The 19163-nt window shown below is 73.3% G+C and carries 18 protein-coding genes; 10 read left to right on the forward strand and 8 right to left on the reverse strand.

All coding sequences use genetic code 11. From position 1 onward, the window contains the following. Positions 1–24: 24 nt before the first annotated feature. Entirely contained in the window at positions 25–408 is a 384-nt protein-coding gene (locus ACZ6SQ_RS26050; RefSeq protein ID WP_386377705.1) for a cold-shock protein, read from the reverse strand. Positions 409–562: 154 nt separating this feature from the next. Between ACZ6SQ_RS26050 and ACZ6SQ_RS26055 the strand changes: the two genes are divergently transcribed. Next, entirely contained in the window at positions 563–817 is a 255-nt protein-coding gene (locus tag ACZ6SQ_RS26055; protein WP_386377706.1) for a hypothetical protein, read from the forward strand. 97 nt (positions 818–914) lie between these two features. On the opposite strand, the gene ACZ6SQ_RS26060 is transcribed toward ACZ6SQ_RS26055, so the two are convergent. Continuing rightward, positions 915–1565, reverse strand: coding sequence for an HAD family hydrolase (locus tag ACZ6SQ_RS26060; protein WP_469566128.1), 651 nt, complete (start codon positions 1563–1565; stop codon positions 915–917). 67 nt (positions 1566–1632) lie between these two features. Then, positions 1633–2571 carry a hypothetical protein gene (locus ACZ6SQ_RS26065; RefSeq protein ID WP_469566130.1) on the reverse strand — a complete coding sequence of 313 codons (939 nt, stop codon included), beginning with the start codon at positions 2569–2571 and terminating at the stop codon, positions 1633–1635. Between the two features lie 462 nt (positions 2572–3033). Between ACZ6SQ_RS26065 and ACZ6SQ_RS26070 the strand changes: the two genes are divergently transcribed. After that, entirely contained in the window at positions 3034–5553 is a 2520-nt protein-coding gene (locus ACZ6SQ_RS26070; RefSeq protein ID WP_469566131.1) for a helicase-associated domain-containing protein, read from the forward strand. Positions 5554–5685: 132 nt separating this feature from the next. After that, positions 5686–7329: a DNA repair helicase XPB gene (locus tag ACZ6SQ_RS26075; protein WP_469566133.1), complete on the forward strand. Its 1644-nt coding sequence runs from the start codon at positions 5686–5688 to the stop codon at positions 7327–7329. 15 nt (positions 7330–7344) lie between these two features. Here ACZ6SQ_RS26075 and ACZ6SQ_RS26080 read toward each other — a convergent pair whose 3' ends face one another. After that, positions 7345–7530, reverse strand: coding sequence for a hypothetical protein (locus ACZ6SQ_RS26080; RefSeq protein ID WP_469566135.1), 186 nt, complete (start codon positions 7528–7530; stop codon positions 7345–7347). 566 nt (positions 7531–8096) lie between these two features. Here ACZ6SQ_RS26080 and ACZ6SQ_RS26085 point away from each other — a divergent pair. Continuing rightward, entirely contained in the window at positions 8097–10136 is a 2040-nt protein-coding gene (locus ACZ6SQ_RS26085; RefSeq protein WP_469566136.1) for a HelD family protein, read from the forward strand. 446 nt (positions 10137–10582) lie between these two features. Here the strand turns inward: ACZ6SQ_RS26085 and ACZ6SQ_RS26090 are convergent, their stop codons facing one another. Continuing rightward, positions 10583–11278 carry a copper homeostasis protein CutC gene (locus ACZ6SQ_RS26090; RefSeq protein ID WP_469566138.1) on the reverse strand — a complete coding sequence of 232 codons (696 nt, stop codon included), beginning with the start codon at positions 11276–11278 and terminating at the stop codon, positions 10583–10585. Between the two features lie 209 nt (positions 11279–11487). Here ACZ6SQ_RS26090 and ACZ6SQ_RS26095 point away from each other — a divergent pair, with 209 nt between their 5' ends. Continuing rightward, the gene (locus ACZ6SQ_RS26095) at positions 11488–12132 is read left to right on the forward strand and encodes an HD domain-containing protein (protein WP_469566140.1); all 645 of its coding nucleotides are present in this window, start codon (positions 11488–11490) and stop codon (positions 12130–12132) included. A gap of 26 nt (positions 12133–12158) precedes the next feature. After that, on the forward strand, positions 12159–13253 hold the full coding sequence (locus ACZ6SQ_RS26100; RefSeq protein ID WP_469566141.1) for a GNAT family N-acetyltransferase: 1095 nt from the start codon (positions 12159–12161) through the stop codon (positions 13251–13253). Between the two features lie 32 nt (positions 13254–13285). Here ACZ6SQ_RS26100 and ACZ6SQ_RS26105 read toward each other — a convergent pair whose 3' ends face one another. Further along, positions 13286–13552, reverse strand: a complete 267-nt coding sequence (locus tag ACZ6SQ_RS26105) for a DUF4031 domain-containing protein (protein ID WP_386377716.1) — start codon at positions 13550–13552, stop codon at positions 13286–13288. Continuing rightward, on the reverse strand, positions 13549–13929 hold the full coding sequence (locus ACZ6SQ_RS26110) for a hypothetical protein (RefSeq protein WP_386377717.1): 381 nt from the start codon (positions 13927–13929) through the stop codon (positions 13549–13551). The genes ACZ6SQ_RS26105 and ACZ6SQ_RS26110 overlap by 4 nt, the downstream gene beginning before the upstream one ends. A 54-nt stretch (positions 13930–13983) precedes the next feature. Between ACZ6SQ_RS26110 and ACZ6SQ_RS26115 the strand changes: the two genes are divergently transcribed. From ACZ6SQ_RS26115 to ACZ6SQ_RS26125, 3 genes are all read left to right on the forward strand, one after another. Continuing rightward, positions 13984–14907, forward strand: coding sequence for a MurR/RpiR family transcriptional regulator (locus tag ACZ6SQ_RS26115; RefSeq protein ID WP_386377718.1), 924 nt, complete (start codon positions 13984–13986; stop codon positions 14905–14907). A gap of 330 nt (positions 14908–15237) precedes the next feature. Continuing rightward, positions 15238–16164 carry an N-acetylmuramic acid 6-phosphate etherase gene (gene murQ / locus ACZ6SQ_RS26120; RefSeq protein WP_469566145.1) on the forward strand — a complete coding sequence of 309 codons (927 nt, stop codon included), beginning with the start codon at positions 15238–15240 and terminating at the stop codon, positions 16162–16164. Positions 16165–16179: 15 nt separating this feature from the next. Next, entirely contained in the window at positions 16180–17682 is a 1503-nt protein-coding gene (locus tag ACZ6SQ_RS26125) for a PTS transporter subunit EIIC (protein ID WP_469566147.1), read from the forward strand. Between the two features lie 33 nt (positions 17683–17715). Here ACZ6SQ_RS26125 and ACZ6SQ_RS26130 read toward each other — a convergent pair whose 3' ends face one another. After that, entirely contained in the window at positions 17716–18360 is a 645-nt protein-coding gene (locus ACZ6SQ_RS26130; protein ID WP_469566149.1) for a dihydrofolate reductase family protein, read from the reverse strand. A 154-nt stretch (positions 18361–18514) separates the two neighbouring features. Here ACZ6SQ_RS26130 and ACZ6SQ_RS26135 point away from each other — a divergent pair, with 154 nt between their 5' ends. Further along, positions 18515–19081, forward strand: a complete 567-nt coding sequence (locus tag ACZ6SQ_RS26135; protein WP_469566151.1) for a hypothetical protein — start codon at positions 18515–18517, stop codon at positions 19079–19081. The last annotated feature ends 82 nt before the right edge of the window (positions 19082–19163 follow it).

Below are 19163 nucleotides of genomic sequence, written 5' to 3' on the forward strand. Positions count from 1 at the left end.
TACAGGGTTACAGGGATACGGGGCTCAGACGTCGAGCTGGTCGGCGACCGCTCGCAGCAGGCCGGCGACCTTCTTGCCGGCGACCTTGTCTGGGTAGCGGCCGCGCTCCAGCGTCTGGGTCACGTTCTCCAGGAGGGTCGTGAGGTCCTGGACGATGGAGGCCAGCTCGTCGGGCTTCTTGCGCTGGGCGGCCGCGACCGACGGGGTGGGCTCCAGGAGCGTCACCGACAGGGCCTGGTCGCCGCGCTGGCCGGCGACCACTCCGAACTCCACACGCTGTCCCGGCTTGAGCGCCTCGACTCCGGCGGGGAGAACCGAGGAATGGACGAAGACGTCCCCGCCGTCGTCACGGGAGAGAAAGCCGAAGCCCTTCTCGCTGTTGAACCACTTGACCTTGCCGGTAGGCACGTCTGTCCTCGTCCTCGTACTCGTCGGAAAACTGCTGCTTATAACGTCATGAGGCGGGTCGTCCCTGACCCGCCGGTACCAAGGCTAATGGTCCCGGGGCGGCTGACAAGACGTCGCCGGGTTGTTCCTTCGGGCTGGGAACTACCCTGGTCGGGTGCGTGACAAAACCCAAACGAATTCCGCCGTGCCCGGTGACGGACTGATCCGTGCCGGTGCAGTCGTGTTCTTCATCGGTGCCGTGGCCACTCTGGTCACAGTGGCCCCGTTCCTGCTGGGGACGACACCATTTCCGACGTACATGTTCGGACTGAGCATGCTCATGGGCGTCGGATTCCTCGTCGCCGGTGCCGGGGTGCTGCGTTCGGCCGCCGACGGGCGCCGCCGGGCGCGGGCCGACGCGGCGGGCTGACGCGGCTCGCCGACACGGCGGGCTGACGGGACGGCCGCGACGGGTGAGCCGGGGCGGCCGTGGTCTCGAACGGCTGTCGTCTCGGACGACCGAGCTCTCAGAGAGCCAGGTCTCGGACGGCTGACGTCTGGAGATGGCCCGTCAGCCAGGCCGGGAACTCCGTCAGGTCGCGCAGGACGACGTCGGCGCCCACCGCGTGCAGCTGCGCCTCGGTGAAGGGGCCGGTCGCCACGGTCACCGACAGTGCGCCGGCCGCGCGCGCCCCGCGCACGTCGCCCTCGTGGTCCCCGACGTACACCTGTGCGCCGTGCTCGCGCAACGCGCGCGCCTTCTGCTCGGCCCACAGGTCGCCGACCAGCGCGTCGGGCTCGATGCCCAGGTGATCCAGATGGAGCCGGGCGTTGGGCTCGTACTTCGCCGTGACCACGACGGAGCGGCCGCCGGCCCGCCCCACGGCGTCGACGGCCTCGCGGGCGCCGGGCAGCGCCGCCGTGCCGGTGATCGCGTGCGCCGGGTACATCGACCGGTACAGGTCGACCATCTCCGTCACGTGCTCCGCCGGGAACCAGTTCGCCAGCTCCTCCACGAGCGGCGGCCCCAGCCGGGTGACCGCCAGGTCCGCGTCGATGTACGTCCCGGTCCGCTCGGCCAGTGCCGTGTAGCAGGCGTGGATGCCGGGACGGGAGTCGATCAGGGTCATGTCGAGGTCGAAGCCGACGGTGAGCGCGGACGCGGTGGGGTAAGCCATACGGGCCATTGTGCCGGGGCCCGCACGGCCGGGGTCGCCGGTGCCCAGGGCCCGGACACACCCCGTCTCACCTGCTGCGCTGCGAGCGCCACACCAGGAACAGGGCCGAGGCGACAGCCGCGCCGCGCAGCACCCAGGGCCAGGTGCCGGACAGGGCGTCGCGCATCGCGTCCTCGGCGATCGGGTCGCCCCAGCGGCCGGTGTCGCGGCCCCACAGCCAGACCACTCCCGCGGCGACGGCGAGACCCGGCACGACGATCACCGCGCCCTTGATCTCCGCCTTGGTCAGCCGCCTCGACGCCCAGGCGATCAGCCAGCCCAGGGCCAGCGGCAGCAGGCTGCCGAGCACCGCGCCGGCCACGAGCAGCGCGGCGGCGCACAGCAGCAGGGGGTTGTTCCACTCCCGTACGGCGGGCATCCTCAGCCGCCGGGCGCGGGAGGCGTCCTCCTCGGCCGCCTCCTCCGTGTCCTCCTCCGGCTCGTCCCCGGGTTCCGCGTCCCCCTTGCCCTTCGCGTCCTTCGTGTCCTTCGGGGGCCGCTTGAGCAGTTCGGGGACGATCACGCCGCCGACGAAACCGGGGACGTCGTCGCCGGTGCCGAAGGGGCTGCTCTCCACCCGCCACCAGTCGGGCTGGAGGGTGCTGTCGCCGAGTTCGTCCGCGCCGGCGAGGTGGGGCGGCAGGGCGCCCTCGGAGCGTGGCCGGGGTACGGCGCCGCGCGGCCGGTCGTCGCCGTCGCGCTGCACGGGCACGGCCGCCGGGCCGGGGGTCCGGCCGCGGGTGCCGCCCGCCGCGGCGACGACCTCGTCGGGGGTGCCGATGCGGTCGAGGATGCGGCGGACCGCGGCCGGGGTGTCCACGGCCGACTTCGCGCGGCGGCGGTCGATCTCGTCGCGCAGGGCCGATACGAGGCGCATGCGTTCGGAGGAGGGCAGCTGGCTCTGGTGAGCGACGTCTCCGACGCGGCTCAGATACTCGTAGACGACCTGGTCGCTCTCGATCCCCACGAAGTCCCCTCCGGGGCGGCAGTGTTGGTAACCCCGTCGGGGACGAAGGTACCGCGCGGGGCGGGTGCGGTGGTCTGTGGCGGGGGTTGGGGGGTGGTTCTCGCGCAGTTCCCCGCGCCCCTGAGGATTGCGCAGTTCCTCGCGCCCCTGGGGTGGGATCCCGCTCGTCCTCGGGTGCCGGTCGCCTGTGGCTGGTCGCGCAGTTCCCCGCGCCCCCAAAAGACTGCGCAGTTTCCCGCGCCCCTGAAAGATCGCGCCTGGCCGCGGGCAGGCGTGCCGCTGGGGCGGCACGGGTGGGCGCGGCGGCACCCGAGGACTCGGCTGTCGTGCGACGCCCCGTGCCTGCGCGGCGGAGCCGCATGTCGGTGCCGGGGTGCGGGCAGGCTCGCCGCAGGGCGGTCGGGGAGAAACCCGGTCTCGGGTCGTGTCTCCGTGTCGTACCCAACCGCTACCGTGGGTCAGATGAGCACCGAGGCCACGGCTCCACGGTCCCTCGCGGAGGCGCTTCGCGGCAGGGACGACACCTCGCTGGCGGCGCTGTTGCGCAGCCGCCCCGACCTCATCACGCCCGTCCCCACGGACCTGACGCAGCTGGCGACCAGGGCCGGTACGCGCGCGTCCGTCGTCAGGGCGCTGGAGCGGCTGGACCGGTTCGCGCTGCAGACGGCGGAGGCACTGGCCGTGGCCGGGGACCCGGCGTCGTACGGCGAACTGCTGGGGCTGATGGCGGGCGACGACGGCGACCAGGTCGTCGGGGCGGCGCTGCCGCAGGCGCTCGGCACGCTGCGGGAGCAGGCCCTGGTGTGGGGCGGCGACGACCGGCTGCGGCTGGTGCGCACCGCCCGCGAGCTGCTCGTGCCCTCCCCGCAGCACCCGTCCCCGACGGGCCTCGGCCCGAGCGTGCGGGAGGCGACGGCCGGTATGTCGCCGGGACGGATCCAGGAGATCGTCACCACCGCCGGGCTGCCCACCACGCACGACCCCGTGTCGGCGGCCGACGCGCTGAGCGGCCTGTTCAAGGACCGCGAACGGCTCGCGGCCCTGCTCGGCGAGGCCCCGAAGGACTCCGTCGAGGTGCTGGAACGGCTCGTGTGGGGGCCGCCGTACGGGCAGGTCACCGCCGATCCGGCGGCCCGGCTGCGCTGGCTGCTGGACCGCGGGCTGCTGCTGCCGACCTCCCCGGGCACGGTCGTGCTCCCCCGCGAGGTCGCCCTCGCGCTGCGCGGCGGACGCGCCCACCGGGTCGTGGAGCCGGCGCCGCCCGCGGTCGCCGCGGCGGCCACGCACGCGCCGAAGGTGGTGGACACGACCGCGGCCGGGCAGGCGTTCACCACGCTGGCGACGGTCGAGGAGCTGCTGAAGGACTGGGACGAGGGCGGCCCCGCGGTGATGCGGGCCGGCGGACTGAGCGTGCGCGACCTCAAGCGGACCGCCGTGGCGCTGGACGTGTCCGAACCGGTCGCCGCGTTCTGGGTGGAACTGGCCTACGCCGCGGGCCTGATCGCCTCCGACGGCGAGGCCGACGAGCGCTACGCCGCCACCCCCGGCTACGACGAGTGGCTGGAGCGCCCCGTCGCCGAGCGCTGGGCGCACCTCGCCGAGACGTGGCTGACGGCGACCCGCGCCTCGGGCGTGGTCGGCGGCCGGGACGCGAAGGACCGCCCGCTGTCGGCGCTGGGCCCGGGGCTGGACCGTTCCGCCGCCCCCGAGGTGCGCCACCGGGTGCTGGCCCTGCTGGCCGGGCTGCCGGAGGGCGCGGCCGCGGACGCCGAGTCGGTGCTGGCCCGGCTGCACTGGGAGCGGCCGCTGCGCGGCGGCCGGCGCGGCGAGGACGATCTGCGCACCCGGCTCGCCCGCTGGACCCTGACCGAGGCGGAACTGCTCGGCGTGACCGGGCGCGGCGCGCTGTCCTCGCAGGGCCGCGCCCTGCTCGCGCTGCCCTCGGCGGCGGAGAGACGGGCTCCCGAGGGACCCGGCGACCGACTGCCCGTGCATCACCGCACCGCCCCCGCCGAGCCGCTCTCGCCCGCCGAACAGGCCGTCGCCTCCGCGGCCGCCGCCCGGCTGCTCGCGCCGCTGCTGCCCGAACCGCTGGACCATGTGCTGCTCCAGGCCGACCTGACGGCGGTGGCACCGGGCCCGCTCCAGCGGCCGCTGGCCGACATGCTGGGTGTGCTCGCCGATGTGGAGTCCAAGGGCGGCGCGACCGTCTACCGCTTCACACCGGGCTCGGTGCGGCGCGCCCTGGACGCCGGGCGCAGCGCCTCCGACCTGCACGCCTTCCTCTCCGCGCACTCCCGTACGCCGGTGCCGCAGCCGCTCGCCTATCTGATCGACGACGTGGCCCGCCGGCACGGGCATCTGCGGGTGGGCGCGGCCTCGGCGTATGTCCGCTGCGACGACGACGGCGTGCTGAACGAGATCCTCGCCGACAAGCGCGCGGCCGGACTGCGGCTGCGCCGCCTCGCGCCGACCGTGCTGGCCGCGCAGACCGACCCGGCGGGCCTGCTGGAGGGGCTGCGCGCGATGGGCTTCGCCCCGGCGGCCGAGTCCGCGGAGGGCGATGTGGTGATCACCCGCGCGCACGCCCACCGCACTCCGCCGCGCACCGCCCCCGAGCCGGTGCCGGAAGGGCCGCCGGCCCCGGACGCCACACTGCTGACCGCGGCGATCCGCGCGATCCGGGCGGGCGACCTGGCCTCCACCGCCCCGCGCAAGGCGGCCGACAGCGCCCCGCTCGCGGCGGGTGAGCTGCCCCGCACCTCCTCCGCCGAGACCCTCGCGACCATGCAGGCCGCCGTCCTGACCGGCCAGTCCCTGTGGATCGGCTACGTCAACGCCGAGGGCTCCGCCAGCCAGCGGGTCATCGCCCCGGTCCGCGTCGAGGGCGGCTTCGTCACGGCGTACGACCACACCGCCGACGAGGTCCGCACGTATCCGCTGCACCGGATCACGGGAGTCGCCGAACTCGCGGACGACTGAGGAGCGTCCGCGCGGCAGGCGGGGAGCGGGGCACCGGGCTCCCCTCCCGCGGGTTCGCCGACGGCCCGCCCACTTCGGCGGGCCGTGCGGCACACTGGAGGTTTGGCCCGCGTGGAAGGGATGGACGCACACGTGAACGGACCGCTGATCGTCCAGTCGGACAAGACTCTGCTCCTGGAAGTCGACCACGAGCAGGCGGACGACTGCCGCCGGGCCATCGCGCCGTTCGCGGAGCTGGAGCGGGCGCCCGAGCACATCCACACCTACCGGGTCACCCCGCTGGGCCTGTGGAACGCGCGCGCCGCCGGGCACGACGCCGAGCAGGTCGTGGACGCGCTGGTGCAGTACAGCCGCTATCCCGTGCCGCACGCGCTGCTGGTGGACATCGCCGAGACGATGGACCGCTACGGACGGCTCAGCCTGCTCAAGCACCCCGCGCACGGGCTGGTCCTCACCAGCACCGACCGGCCGGTGCTGGAGGAGGTGCTGCGCTCCAAGCGGATCGCCCCGCTGGTGGGCGCGCGTATCGACCCCGACACCGTCGCCGTGCACCCCTCCGAGCGCGGGCAGATCAAGCAGACGCTGCTCAAGCTGGGCTGGCCGGCCGAGGACCTCGCCGGGTACGTGGACGGCGAGGCGCACCCGATCGACCTGGACGAGAACGGCTGGGCGCTGCGGCCCTACCAGCGGCAGGCCGTGGAGAACTTCTGGCACGGCGGCAGCGGTGTCGTCGTCCTGCCCTGCGGCGCCGGGAAGACGCTGGTCGGCGCCGGGGCCATGGCCGAGGCCAAGTCGACGACGCTGATCCTCGTCACCAACACCGTCTCGGCCCGGCAGTGGAAGCACGAGCTGGTGAAGCGGACCTCGCTGACCGAGGACGAGATCGGCGAGTACAGCGGCACCCGCAAGGAGATCCGCCCGGTCACCATCGCCACCTACCAGGTGCTGACGACCCGGCGGAAGGGCGTCTACCCGCACCTGGAGCTGTTCGACTCCCGGGACTGGGGGCTGATCCTCTACGACGAGGTGCATCTGCTGCCCGCGCCGGTCTTCAAGTTCACCGCCGACCTCCAGGCGCGCAGGCGGCTGGGTCTGACGGCGACCCTCGTGCGCGAGGACGGCCGCGAGTCGGACGTGTTCTCGCTGATCGGGCCCAAGCGGTTCGACGCGCCGTGGAAGGAGATCGAGGCGCAGGGGTACATCGCGCCCGCCGACTGCGTCGAGGTGCGGGTGAACCTGACCGACTCCGAGCGGCTGGCCTACGCGACCGCGGAGGCCGAGGAGAAGTACCGGTTCTGTGCGACGACCGCGACCAAGCGGAAGGTGACCGAGGCGATCGTGCGCCGGTTCGTCGGGCAGCAGATCCTGGTCATCGGGCAGTACATCGACCAGCTCGACGAGCTGGGAGAGCATCTGAACGCGCCGGTGATCAAGGGCGAGACCTCCAACGCGCAGCGCGAGAAGCTCTTCGACGCCTTCCGGGAGGGCGAGATCAGCGTGCTGGTGGTGTCGAAGGTGGCGAACTTCTCCATCGACCTGCCGGAGGCCACGGTCGCCATCCAGGTGTCGGGCACCTTCGGGTCGCGCCAGGAGGAGGCCCAGCGTCTCGGCCGGGTGCTGCGGCCCAAGGCGGACGGCCATCAGGCGCACTTCTACTCGGTCGTCGCCCGCGACACCATCGACCAGGACTTCGCCGCGCACCGGCAGCGGTTCCTGGCCGAGCAGGGGTACGCGTACCGGATCATGGACGCGGACGAGCTGCTCGCGGAGAGCTGAAGGGGCTTCCCGGGGCTAGCGCCGGCGGACTCCGGCCTCCTCGCCGTACTCCCCCAGCAGCACCACGTCCACGGCGGCGCCCACGAACACGCGTATCGCGTGCAGGGTGTCGCCGAGGCGGTGCTGCCGGTGGGTACCGGTCTGGAAGGCGGTCGCTCCGGAGGGGATGACGGGGGCTGGGTGGATGGTCGCTGCGCTCATGTCTCCATGGTGCGGTTTCCGACATAAAGCGGGCATCGGTCCCCGGGCGGAACCGCCCTCTGGCCCACCTCCCCCCGTGGACGGACCCCGTCCCCCGGGAGATGGGCGGGACCTCCCCTAGGGGCCCCGCGCCGGGCAGCGTTTTCGTGTGCGGGCCGCCGGTGGCTGGTAGCGCAGTTCCCCGCGCCCCTTTCTCGGGGGCGCGGGGAACTGCGCGAGCAACCACAACGCACCCGCACGCACACACGCAGACGAGCCACCCCGCTTCTCAGGGGCGCGGGGAACTGCGCGAACAGCCACGACGCACCCGCACGCACACACGCGCACGAGCCACGCAGCTCCTCAAGGGGCGCGGGGAACTGCGCGACAAGCCACAACGGACCCGCAGCCGTCCCCCTCGCGGAAAACGACTGGCACCCCCACCCCCGCCCCGCCTAGACTCTCCGCTCTTGCCCGCCCCCTGGAGGGGCACGGCCCTCCCGCCTCCCCACGGAGCGCGGCCACCCGGACGGAAACCGGGCGGCACCCCGCAACCAGCAGCCAGCAGGTCACCCGGAGGCACCCCCTTGTCCACGCCCACCGCCGACCCCCTGACCCGAGAGCGCTCCCACCTCGCCTCCTCCCGCGCCGCCCTGCGCGCCATGCGCGAGGACGTGGAGTCCCTGGACATCAGCGACGTCACCGCGAACTGGGTCAACGCCGAGGTCCTGGCCCGCCAGATCGAGGACCGCATCAAGGCACTGGCCGACCTCAGCGACACCCCCCTCTTCTTCGGCCGCCTCGACTATCTGCACGCCCCGGGCGCGGACCGGGCCGAGGGCGCGGAGGGCGAGCGCTTCTACATCGGACGGCGGCACGTCCACGACGCCGGCGGCGACCCGATGGTCATCGACTGGCGCGCCCCCGTCTCGCAGCCGTTCTACCGCGCCTCCAAGAAGGACCCGATGGACGTCGGCCTGCGCCGCCGCTTCGGCTACACCGGCGGCGACCTCACGGCGTACGAGGACGAACGGCTGTCCGACCCGGCGGAGGTCGCCCGCACCAGCAAGCTGCTCCAGCGGGAGATCGAGCGCCCGCGCGTCGGCCCGATGCGGGACATCGTGGCGACGATCCAGCCCGAGCAGGACGAGATCGTCCGCTCCGGCCTCGGGGGCACGGTCTGCGTGCAGGGCGGCCCCGGCACCGGGAAGACCGCGGTCGGCCTGCACCGGGTCGCCTACCTCCTCTACGCGCACCGCGAGCGGCTGGCCCGCACCGGCACCCTCGTCATCGGGCCGAACAAGTCCTTCCTCCACTACATCGAGCAAGTCCTCCCCGCCCTAGGCGAGCTGACCGTCCGTCAGGCCACCGTCGACGACCTGGTCGCCCATGTGGAGGTGCGCGGCACCGACGAGGCGGCCGCCGCGGTCGTCAAGGGCGACGCGAGGATGGCGCAGGTGCTGCGCCGGGCGGTGTACGCGCAGGTCACGATGCCCACCGAGCCGGTCGTCGTGGTCCGCGGCTCCCGGCGCTGGCGCGTCCCCGCCTACGAACTGGAGGACATCGTCCGCGAGCTGCTGGACCGCGGTCTGCGCTACGGCGCCGCGCGCGAGGCCCTGCCGCAGCGGATCGCGCACGCGGTGCTGGTGCAGATGGAACGGTCCGGCGAGGCCCCGGACGACCGTGTGCAGGACGCGGTGGCCCGCAACAGCGCGGTCAAGGCAGCCGTGAAGGCGCTCTGGCCCCCCGTGGACCCGGCCAAGCTGGTGCTGCGCCTGCTCACGGACGCCGACTTCCTCGCCGAGCACGCCGAGGGGCTGCTCACGGAGGAGGAGCGCAAGACGATCCTGTGGGCGAAGCCGGTGCGCTCGGTGAAGTCGGCGAAGTGGTCCGCGGCCGACGCGGTGCTGATCGACGAGACCGCCGACCTGGTGGACCGCACGCCGTCGCTCGGACATGTCGTACTGGACGAGGCGCAGGACCTGTCGCCGATGCAGTACCGCGCGGTGGGGCGCCGCTGCACGACCGGTTCCGCGACCGTGCTGGGCGACCTCGCGCAGGGAACGACGCCGTGGGCGACCCGGAGCTGGGAAGAGGCGCTGGAGCATCTCGGCAAGTCCGACGCGGTGGTCGAGGAGCTGACCGCCGGTTTCCGGGTGCCGACGGATGTGATCACCTACGCCTCCCGGCTCCTCACGCACATCGCGCCCGGTCTGACGCCCGTCGCCTCCGTCCGGGAGAACCCGGGCTCCTTCGAGGTGCGCGGGGTCGGCGGGGACACGGAGGTGATCGCCGCCGTGCGGGAGTCTCTGCGGCGGGAGGGGTCGATCGGGCTCATCGCCGCGGACGCGCGGGCCGCCGCGCTGGCGGAGGCGCTGGGTGAGGCGGGGATCGGCTATCTCGATCCCGGTGAGGAGACGACCCCCGACACGCGGCTCACGCTCGTGCCGGCGTCGCTGGCGAAGGGTCTGGAGTACGACTACGTCGTCCTGGACGAGCCGCAGGCCGTGGTCGACGGCGAGCCGGACGAGCGGACGGGGCTGCGCCGCCTGTACGTCGCCCTCACCCGCGCGGTCTCCGGCCTGACCGTAACCCACGCATCCCCCCTACCCCCGGCCCTCCGCTAGCCGGACGGGCAACGCCCCCTCCCACGAACGGTGACGGTCATCCTCAGAGCGCAGGCCACCCCTGGCCGATCGCACAGTTCCCTGCGCCCCTGAGTTCCGGATCCACCCACGAACCGTGACGGTCGTCGACAAAGTGCAGGCCGTCTCCGGCTGGTCGCGCAGTTCCCCGCGCCCCTGAAAACCGCCCCCGCCCTAAAGGGGCGCGAGGAACTGCGCAATCTCTTAGGGGCGCGGGGAACTGCGCAATCGTTCAGGGGCGCGAGGAACTGCGCAATCTTTGAGGGGCCCGGGGAACTGCGCGAACAGCCACAACGGACCCGCACAGACCCACCGGCCTCTTAAGGGGCGCGGGGAACTGCGCGAACAGCCACAGCGGACCTGCAGTGACTCACGGTCTCAAAGGGGCGCGGGGAACTGCGCGGACGGGAGCCGACGGACGGGCCCGGTCACAGCCCCCCGTCCAACGCCCGGCGCCACTCCGCGACCGAGGCGACGGACACCGGCCCGGCCCAGCCCACAGGGCGAGCCGCCCCACCGATGTGGAACCCGTCGATCCCCGCCTCCAACAACCGCGGCACATGCTCCAGCCGCAACCCACCCCCGACCAGAATCTGCTGCTCGTACCCCGGCTCCCCCCGCCGCACCGCCTCGGAGAGCAACGTCGGCAGCCCGTCGTCGACCCCACCCGCCGCCCCCGCGGTGAGATACGTGTCGAGCCCCGGCACCCCGTCGAGCTGCTTGCGCAGGGCGTCCCGGTCGGCGGCCCGGTCGATCGCCCGGTGGAAGGTCCACGAGCAGCCGGACAACTCGGCGACGACCCGCTCGACCGCGTACATGTCGACCTCGCCGTGCGCGTCGAGGAAGCCGAGGACGAACTCCGTCGCTCCGGCGCCCTTCATCTCGTGCACGGCGTCGACCAGCCGGTCGACCTCCCCCGCGGCGAACCCGTCCGCGAGCCGCAGCATCACGCGCAGCGGAATGTCGACGGCGGCGCGGATCGCGGCGACGGTGCCGGACCGCGGGGTGAGCCCGTCGGCCGCCATGTCGGTGACCAGCTCCAGCCGGTCCGCGCCTCCGGCCTGGGCGGCGACCGCGTCCTCGGCGTCGAGGGCGATCACCTCCAGGACTGCACGCGTGCTCATACGACCCCTTCCGTCGGTGTTCCCCTGGAGCGACTACAGGTCTAGTCCAATCTCAGGGTACGTCGGGAAGGCACCGCCCCGCGAGATCGCACCTCGGCCGAAGATTGACGAGTTCGGCCACCCCCCAAGCCGCCCCGAACACGGCCGAGCCGGGGCAGGCCGGTCCCAGGTCGCGCGAGACCGGTCCCAGGTCGCGGGAGAATGGCCGCATGGCCGATCCCGACGTCCTGCGCGCCCGCTTCGCCCGTGCCCTGGAGGCCGCCCGCGGCCTCACCGAGGGCCCCGACCCGACGCCGTACGCCGACAACCTGCTGGCCCGCTGGCAGGAGCCGCAGCGGCACTACCACACGCTCGCGCATCTGGCGGCGGTCCTCGACCACGTCGACACGCTGGAGAGATACGCGACGGACGCGGACACCGTACGGCTGGCCGCCTGGTTCCACGACGCCGTCTACCTGCCGGACCGTTCCGAGAACGAGGAGCGGTCGGCCCGCCTCGCCGAGCTCGCCCTCGCGGAGGCCGGGGTGCCGGAGGAGAGGACGGCGGAAGTGGCCCGGCTGGTGCGGCTGACCGTCACCCACGACCCGGGCGAGGACGACTTCGACGGGCAGGTGCTGTGCGACGCGGACCTCGCGGTGCTGGCCGCGCCGCCGTCGGCGTACGCCGCGTACACGGCGGCCGTGCGCGAGGAGTACCACTTCGTGCCGAACGACGCGTTCCGCGCGGGCCGTTCGGACATTCTGCGCCAACTCCTGGGCCTGCCGAGGCTGTTCCGTACCCCGTACGGCGAACGCCACTGGGAGGCGACCGCCCGCTACAACCTGCGGGCCGAGCTCGAAATGCTGTCGACCTGAGGTCGCCCGCGGCCTAGCCTGCCCGCATGCGATTCATGGGTGCGGAACGAGTGGAACAGGCCGCCGAGAGCTGCGCGACACTGCTGCGGACGGTGGCCGACGATGACTGGGAGAACACCAAGGCCGGTGGCCTGGAGTGGAGTTGCCGGTTCACCGCCACGCACATCGCGAGCGACTTCATCGGCTACGCGAGCAACCTCGCCGGCCGGGCGCAGTCGTCGTACGTACCCTTCGACATCACCGTCGACGGCGACGAGAACGGCAACTACCGCGCCGACAACGCGGGCCTGATCCATGTCGTCACGACGATGGGCGCCCTGTTCGCCGCGACCCTGCGCACCACCTCGCGCGAGGTGCGCGCCTTCCACCCGTACCCCTTCCGCAGCGCGAACCGCGACGGCTTCGCCGCGATGGGCATCGCCGAGGCGCTGCTGCACACCCATGACATCGCCCAGGGCTTCGGCGTGCCCTACGAGGCACCGGCCGAGCTCGCCGAGTACGTCCTCACCACGATCTTCCCCTCCGTCCAGCCCGGCCCCGCCCCCTGGCCGACCCTGCTGTGGGCCACGGGCCGCGGCGAACTGCCCGGCCGCGCCCGGGTCACGGACTGGCGCTGGTCCAACAACCTGGTCCTGCCCACCGAGCACCTCACCCTCGAAGGCGTCACCCCGGCCGCCGCGGCCGACCTCCAGGCGGGCGGCGACGGCGGCTTCGACTGGGTCGAGGACGGCCCCTTCGACGGCACCCGGGTCGCGTCCGGGATGATGTTCAAGGCGTACGAAGCCGGGGTGCACCGACCGGAGTTCGGGGTGTACGTCCTGGTCCGGCGCGAGGACGGCCGCGCGATCGGCGGCATGGGCTTCCACGGCTCGCCCGACGGGGACGGCCGTGTGGAGGTCGGCTACGACCTCGCCGAGTCCGCCCGCGGCCGGGGCCACGCCACCGAGGCGCTGCGCGCGCTGGCGGAGTGGGCCCTGGCCCGCGAGGACGTCACCTCGGTGTTCGCGACGATCGAGCGCGACAACCTGCCGTCGCAGGCGGTCGTCACCCGCAGCGGCTTCACGCCGGTCGGCGGGACGGGCGAGCACGGGGAGATGCTGGCGTACGAGCGCCGCGACTGACGCCCGGCCCGTACCCGCGACTCACCGCGGTCTCAGACGCTCCGCCTCTTGCGCCGGCGCAGCCCGGCGCCGTGCAGCAGCCGCACCACCTCGCGGCTGCTGACCTCCACGGCACCGGCCCGCACCGCGTCGGGGTAGCGATGCGCCGGGATGTCGTAGTGATCGCGCTCGAAGGCCCGGCGCGGCACGCCCAACCGGTCGGCGAAGAGATGCAGTTCGTCGTAGGAGACGTCACTGACCAGGTGGGACCAGAGGCGGCCGTGTCCCGGCCACGCGGGCGGGTCGATGTAGACGGTCACGAGGGCGACGGCCCGCCCGCGGCACCCAGCGAGCCCAGGGAGGCCACCCGCACGCCCGCCTTGTGGCAGACCCAGTGCGGATCGGGCCCCAGTTCGGGCTCCACGTCGAGCGCGTGCGGGTCGCCGGAGCCGCACACCGGGCACAGCGGCCATCGCCCGTACCGCTCCAGCAGCGCGTCCTGCACGTCCTGCGCGATCAGCCCGGCCACGTACTCGGCGCCCTGCGGCCACTGTTCGACCCACCAGCGCCGCTCGGTGACGGACTCCTCGACGAGCGAGACCACGTCGGCCTCGGCCACCCGGCCCGCGACGAGATCGGCCAGCACGAGTGCGCGTGCCGTGTGCAGGGCCTGTTCCTGCGGACCAATGGCTTCCATGCTCCCATTGTGCGCACTCTTGACCGGGGCCTGAGCCGAAAATATCTTTCATGGGTGACCAGGAATGTGAAGGAAACTTTCGCAGCAGCCGGCGCGGGCCCCGAGACCCCGCCCGCCCCGGCCGCCCTCGCCGCCAAGGTGCGCACCCTCGCCCCCTCGATGACCCGTTCCATGCAGCGCGTCGCCGAGGCCGTCGCGAGCGACCCGGCCGGCTGCGCCGCCCTCACGGTCACCGGCCTCGCCGAACTGACCGGCACGAGCGAGGCGACCGTCGTACGCACCGCCCGCCTCCTCGGCTACCCCGGCTACCGCGATCTGCGCCTGGCCCTGGCCGGCCTCGCCGCGCAGCAGCAGTCCGGGCGCGCCCCGTCCATCACCACCGACATCGCGGTCGACGACCCGCTCTCCGACGTCGTCGCCAAACTGGCCTACGAGGAACAGCAGACCCTCGCCGACACCGCCGCCGCCCTCGACACGGTCCAGCTGGGCGCGGCGGTCGCGGCGGCCGCCACCGCCCGCCGCATCGACGTCTACGGCATCGGCGCCTCCGGCCTGGTCGCCCAGGACCTCACCCAGAAGCTGCTGCGCATAGGCCTCATAGCCCACGCCCACAGCGATCCGCACCTCGCGGTGACCAACGCCGTGCAACTGCGGGCGAAGGACGTGGCGATCGCCATCACCCACTCGGGCTCCACGGGCGATGTCATCGAGCCGCTGCGGGTCGCCTTCGAGCACGGCGCCACCACGGTCGCGATCACCGGCCGCCCGGACTCCCCGGTCACGCAGTACGCCGACCACGTACTGACCACCTCGACCTCCCGCGAGACCGAACTGCGCCCCGCCGCCATGTCCTCCCGCACCAGCCAACTCCTGGTCGTGGACTGCCTGTTCGTCGGCGTAGCCCAACGCACCTACGAAACAGCCGCCCCGGCCCTGGCAGCCTCCTACGAGGCCCTCGCCCACCGCCACCGCCGCTGACCCCCGAGTCTCTGAGGGGCGCGCAGTCCTTTGGGGGCGCGAGGAACTGCGCAACCTTTCAGGGGCGCGAGGAACTGCGCAACGCTTTTAAGGGGCGCGGGGAACTGCGCAAACCAGGGCCACGAGGAACCGCGCAATCTTCAGGAGGCGTTGGGAAACGCGCAAAAAGGGGCGCGGGGAACTGCGCGAAGAGGGGCGCGGGGAACTGCGCAAACACCCCCACCACCCACCACCCGCACCCGACCACCCCGACCCGCACCACCCCACCGCACCCCCCAAGCCGCCCACCCCAAACAACCCACGGCCTGCAACCGAAGAGAGCCGCACGCCATGACCACCCCCCAAGAACTCCGCACCACCCTGGAAACCCTCGGCACCGAAGCCTTCCGCCAGGACCTCGCCGAGATCGACCAGCTCCCCACCCTCGACATCGCCCGCCTCATGAACACCGGCGACACATCCGTACCCGCCGCCGTATCCGCCCGCCTCCCCGAGATCGCCACCGCCGTAGACGCCATCACCCGCCGGATGGCGACCGGCGGCCGCCTGGTCTACGCCGGCGCCGGAACCGCCGGCCGCCTCGGTGTCCTGGACGCCTCCGAGTGCCCGCCCACCTTCAACACCGCCCCCGGCCAGGTCGTCGGCCTGATCGCGGGCGGCCCGCAGGCGATGGTGACCTCGGTGGAGGGCGCGGAGGACTCCGAGGACCTGGCGCGCGCGGACCTGGACGCCCTCGCACTGACCCCCGCCGACACGGTGATCGGCGTCTCGGCCTCCGGCCGCACCCCCTACGCCGTGGGAGCGGTGGCCCACGCACGGTCCCTGGGCGCACTGACCGTCGGCCTGTCCTGCAACGCGGGCAGCGCGCTCGGGGCCGCGGCCGAGCACCGCATCGAGATCGCCACCGGCCCGGAACTGGTGACCGGCTCCACCCGGCTGAAGGCCGGCACCGCGCAGAAGCTCGTCCTCAACATGATCTCGACGATCACGATGATCCGGCTGGGCAAGACGTACGGGAACCTGATGGTCGACGTACGCGCCTCCAACGACAAGCTGCGCGCCCGCTCCCGCCGCATCGTCGCGCTGGCCACCGGCGCGGCCGACGAGGAGATCGAGACGGCGCTCGCGGCGACCGACGGCGAGGTCAAGGACGCGATCCTCACCATCCTGGCCGACGTGGACGGCCCAACCGCCGCCCGCCTTCTGGAGGAGTCCGGCGGCCATCTGCGCGCCGCGCTGGCAGCCGCCGCGAAGTGACCGCACGCTCGGGGCATGCGCCCCAGCCCGGACGAACCCCGCGCGGACACCCCGCACGCCACGGCCGCCGCCCTCCTCCCCCTGGTCGGCGGCCCTGCCAACGTCACCTCCGTCGCCCACTGCATGACCCGCCTGCGCCTGGGCCTGGCCGACCTCTCCCTCGTCGACGAGGAACGGGTGCGCGCGCTGCCGGCCGTCCTCGGGGTCGTGTCCGACGACACGTACCAGGTCGTGCTGGGTCCGGGCGTGGTCGGCCGGGTGACGGCGGCGTTCGAGGAACTGCTCGCCACCGAGAACGAGAACAAGGACGAGGACGCCGAGGTCGGCACGGCCGCCCGGCTGGCCGCCCACGGCGCGGAGCTCAAGGCTGAGCAGCGCCGGCGCAACGCCACCCCGCTGAAGCTCGCCCTGCGCCGCGTGGCGAACATCTTCGTCCCCCTGATCCCGGCCCTGATCGGCTGCGGCGTCCTCGCCGGCATCAACGGGCTGCTGGTCAACGCCGGCCGGCTGCCCGGCCTCACCCCCGCCCTCGCGGCGATCGCGTCGGGCTTCATGGCGCTGATCGCGGTGTTCGTCGGCCACAACACGGCGAAGGAGTTCGGCGGTACGCCCGTGCTCGGCGGCGCGGTCGCGGCGGTGGTCGTCTACCCGGGCGTGGCGAAGGTGACGGCGTTCGGCCTGGCCCTCTCCCCCGGCCAGGGCGGTGTCCTCGGCGCCCTGGGCGCGGCCCTGCTGGGCACGTACGTCGAGAAGTGGTGCCACCGCCATGTCCCGCCGACGCTCGACGTGCTGCTCACCCCCGCCCTGACCGTGCTGGTCGCGGGACTGGCCACGCTGTACGGCCTGATGTACGTGGCCGGCGAGATCTCCACGGCCATCGGCACGGCGGCGGACTGGCTGCTCTCCACGACCGGCGCGTTCGCGGGCCTGGTGCTGGGCGGACTGTTCCTGCCGCTGGTGATGCTGGGACTGCACCAGGCCCTCATCCCCATCCACACCACGCTCATCGAACAGCAGGGCTACACGGTCCTGCTCCCCGTCCTGGCCATGGCGGGCGCGGGCCAGGTGGGCGCGGCGACGGCGGTGTACGTCCGCCGCCGCCACGACACCTCCCTGCGTACGACGATCAGGTCGGCCCTGCCCGCCGGGCTGCTCGGCGTCGGTGAGCCGCTGATCTACGGTGTCTCGCTGCCCCTGGGCCGTCCCTTCCTCACCGCCTGCGCGGGCGGCGCGGCCGGCGGCGCCTTCATCGGCTTCTTCGCGATGCTCGGCCACCAGGTCGGCGCGACGGCGATCGGCCCGTCGGGCTGGGCCCTGTTCCCGCTGCTGGCGGGCAGCCGGAGCCTGCTGACGACGACCGCGATCTACGCGGGCGGCCTGGTCACGGGCTACGCGGTCGGCTTCGCGGCGACCTGGGCGTTCGGCGGCCTGGGCGGCCCGGACGAGGACGAGGAGACAGACGCCGGCCGGACCGAGCGGGCCGTGGCGGCCGGCCGGGCGGACGCCACGGCCGGCTGAACGACCCCCGTCACTCCCTCCGCCGCTGCCCCGTCACTTCCGCCAGAACAGATGGTGCGTGACCCCGCTCGGGCTGGGCACCACGTCGAGACGGAAGCGGTCGAGCAGCTCGTCCGGGGAGTGCCACAGCCGTACCCCGGAGCCGAGCTTCACCGGGGAGACCACGACATGCAGGGTGTCGACGAGATCGGCGTCGAGGAACTCACGGATCGTCGTGGTGCCGCCGCCGAGGCGGACGTCCTTGCCTCCGGCGGCCTCGCGGGCCTGCCCGAGAACCGTCGCGGGGTCGGCGTCGACGAAGTGGAACGTGGTGTCGGAGAGCGTGAACGAGGGGCGGGGGTGGTGGGTCAGGACGAAGACGGGGGTGTGGAACGGGGGCTCGTCGCCCCACCAGCCCTGCCAGGTGTGGTCCTGCCAGGGCCCGCGCTGAGGGCCGAACTTGTTGCGGCCCATGATCTCGGCCCCGATGTTGCGGTCGTAGTCACGGGTGAAGTAGTCGTCGAGGCCCCTGCTGCCGCCGGGTTCGGTGCGGTGGGGCCAGCTCGCGGTGGCTCCCGCCCAGGCGAACAGTTCGCCGGGGTCGGCGTGGCCGAACGGCCGCTCCAGACTCTGGCCCTCACCGGCACCGAAGCCGTCGCTCGACACACAGAAGTTCTGGACTCTCAGCAGCTGACTCACGGGGTCTCCTCCTGGCTGGGCCGACAGGAGGATGACTGCCCGAACGGACGAAACTCATCGCCCGCCCGAAGCCCGACCACACGAACGCACCCCACACCCGCATCGCGCCCACGCCCCGACACGTTCCCCACGACAGCGCCTACCCTGGGACACCATGAACCACGCCCAGCTCACCGCTCTCGGCCGTGCCCTGCGTCTGCTCGGGGAGCACGGGGAGACGCTGACCACCGAGACGGCCGACGGCAAGCTGCGGGAGGTTCGGGCGGACCTGCGGCGGGCCCTGGACCTGCTGGACGACAGCATCTCCACGGCGGCACCGAGCACCCGCTGCGCCGAGCATCCGAACGGCCCCGTCGACAAGGCGGCGCCCGACCTGTGCCTGCTGTGCGAGACGCGGCGCAGGGCGGCCCGGAGGGCGGAGATCAACGGGCCGGCGGCACCCCGGGCCACGGAGAACGCGCCCTCGCGGTACGGGGTGCGCGAGGACCGTCCGCAGCCCCAGCAGCGATGGCTGCCGGAGCTGTGGAACGGCCAGGAGTGGCAGCTGTGCGGGACGCCCCGGCGGGACCGCCGGGAGGCGGAGCTCTACCTCGCCGCCCAGCGGCGCGGCTCGCGTCCCGCGATGGCCTACCGGCTGGTGCACGAGTTCACCGACTACGAGGTGCTGCGGGTGTGGGGCACCCCGGTCCGCGTGGACATCGAGCCGCTGGGCAACCTCTAGGTCCTGGGGGGGGGGGGGGGGGCGCCCCCCCGGGGGAGGCGGGGGGGGGGGGGAGGGAAGGCAGAAGACAACCCAAAAACCC

This window comes from Streptomyces sp. NPDC048600 (assembly GCF_055587025.1).

What these genes read in the sequence shown, in the direction of transcription:
- ACZ6SQ_RS26060 (WP_469566128.1), bottom strand. Translation starts at nt 1,565, where the DNA reads ATGGCTTACCCCACCGCGTCCGCGCTCACCGTCGGCTTCGACCTCGAC.
- ACZ6SQ_RS26070 (WP_469566131.1), top strand. Translation starts at nt 3,034, where the DNA reads ATGAGCACCGAGGCCACGGCTCCACGGTCCCTCGCGGAGGCGCTTCGC.
- ACZ6SQ_RS26080 (WP_469566135.1), bottom strand. Translation starts at nt 7,530, where the DNA reads ATGAGCGCAGCGACCATCCACCCAGCCCCCGTCATCCCCTCCGGAGCG.
- ACZ6SQ_RS26090 (WP_469566138.1), bottom strand. Translation starts at nt 11,278, where the DNA reads ATGAGCACGCGTGCAGTCCTGGAGGTGATCGCCCTCGACGCCGAGGAC.
- ACZ6SQ_RS26095 (WP_469566140.1), top strand. Translation starts at nt 11,488, where the DNA reads ATGGCCGATCCCGACGTCCTGCGCGCCCGCTTCGCCCGTGCCCTGGAG.
- ACZ6SQ_RS26100 (WP_469566141.1), top strand. Translation starts at nt 12,159, where the DNA reads ATGCGATTCATGGGTGCGGAACGAGTGGAACAGGCCGCCGAGAGCTGC.
- ACZ6SQ_RS26110 (WP_386377717.1), bottom strand. Translation starts at nt 13,929, where the DNA reads ATGGAAGCCATTGGTCCGCAGGAACAGGCCCTGCACACGGCACGCGCA.
- murQ (WP_469566145.1), top strand. Translation starts at nt 15,238, where the DNA reads ATGACCACCCCCCAAGAACTCCGCACCACCCTGGAAACCCTCGGCACC.
- ACZ6SQ_RS26125 (WP_469566147.1), top strand. Translation starts at nt 16,180, where the DNA reads ATGCGCCCCAGCCCGGACGAACCCCGCGCGGACACCCCGCACGCCACG.
- ACZ6SQ_RS26135 (WP_469566151.1), top strand. Translation starts at nt 18,515, where the DNA reads ATGAACCACGCCCAGCTCACCGCTCTCGGCCGTGCCCTGCGTCTGCTC.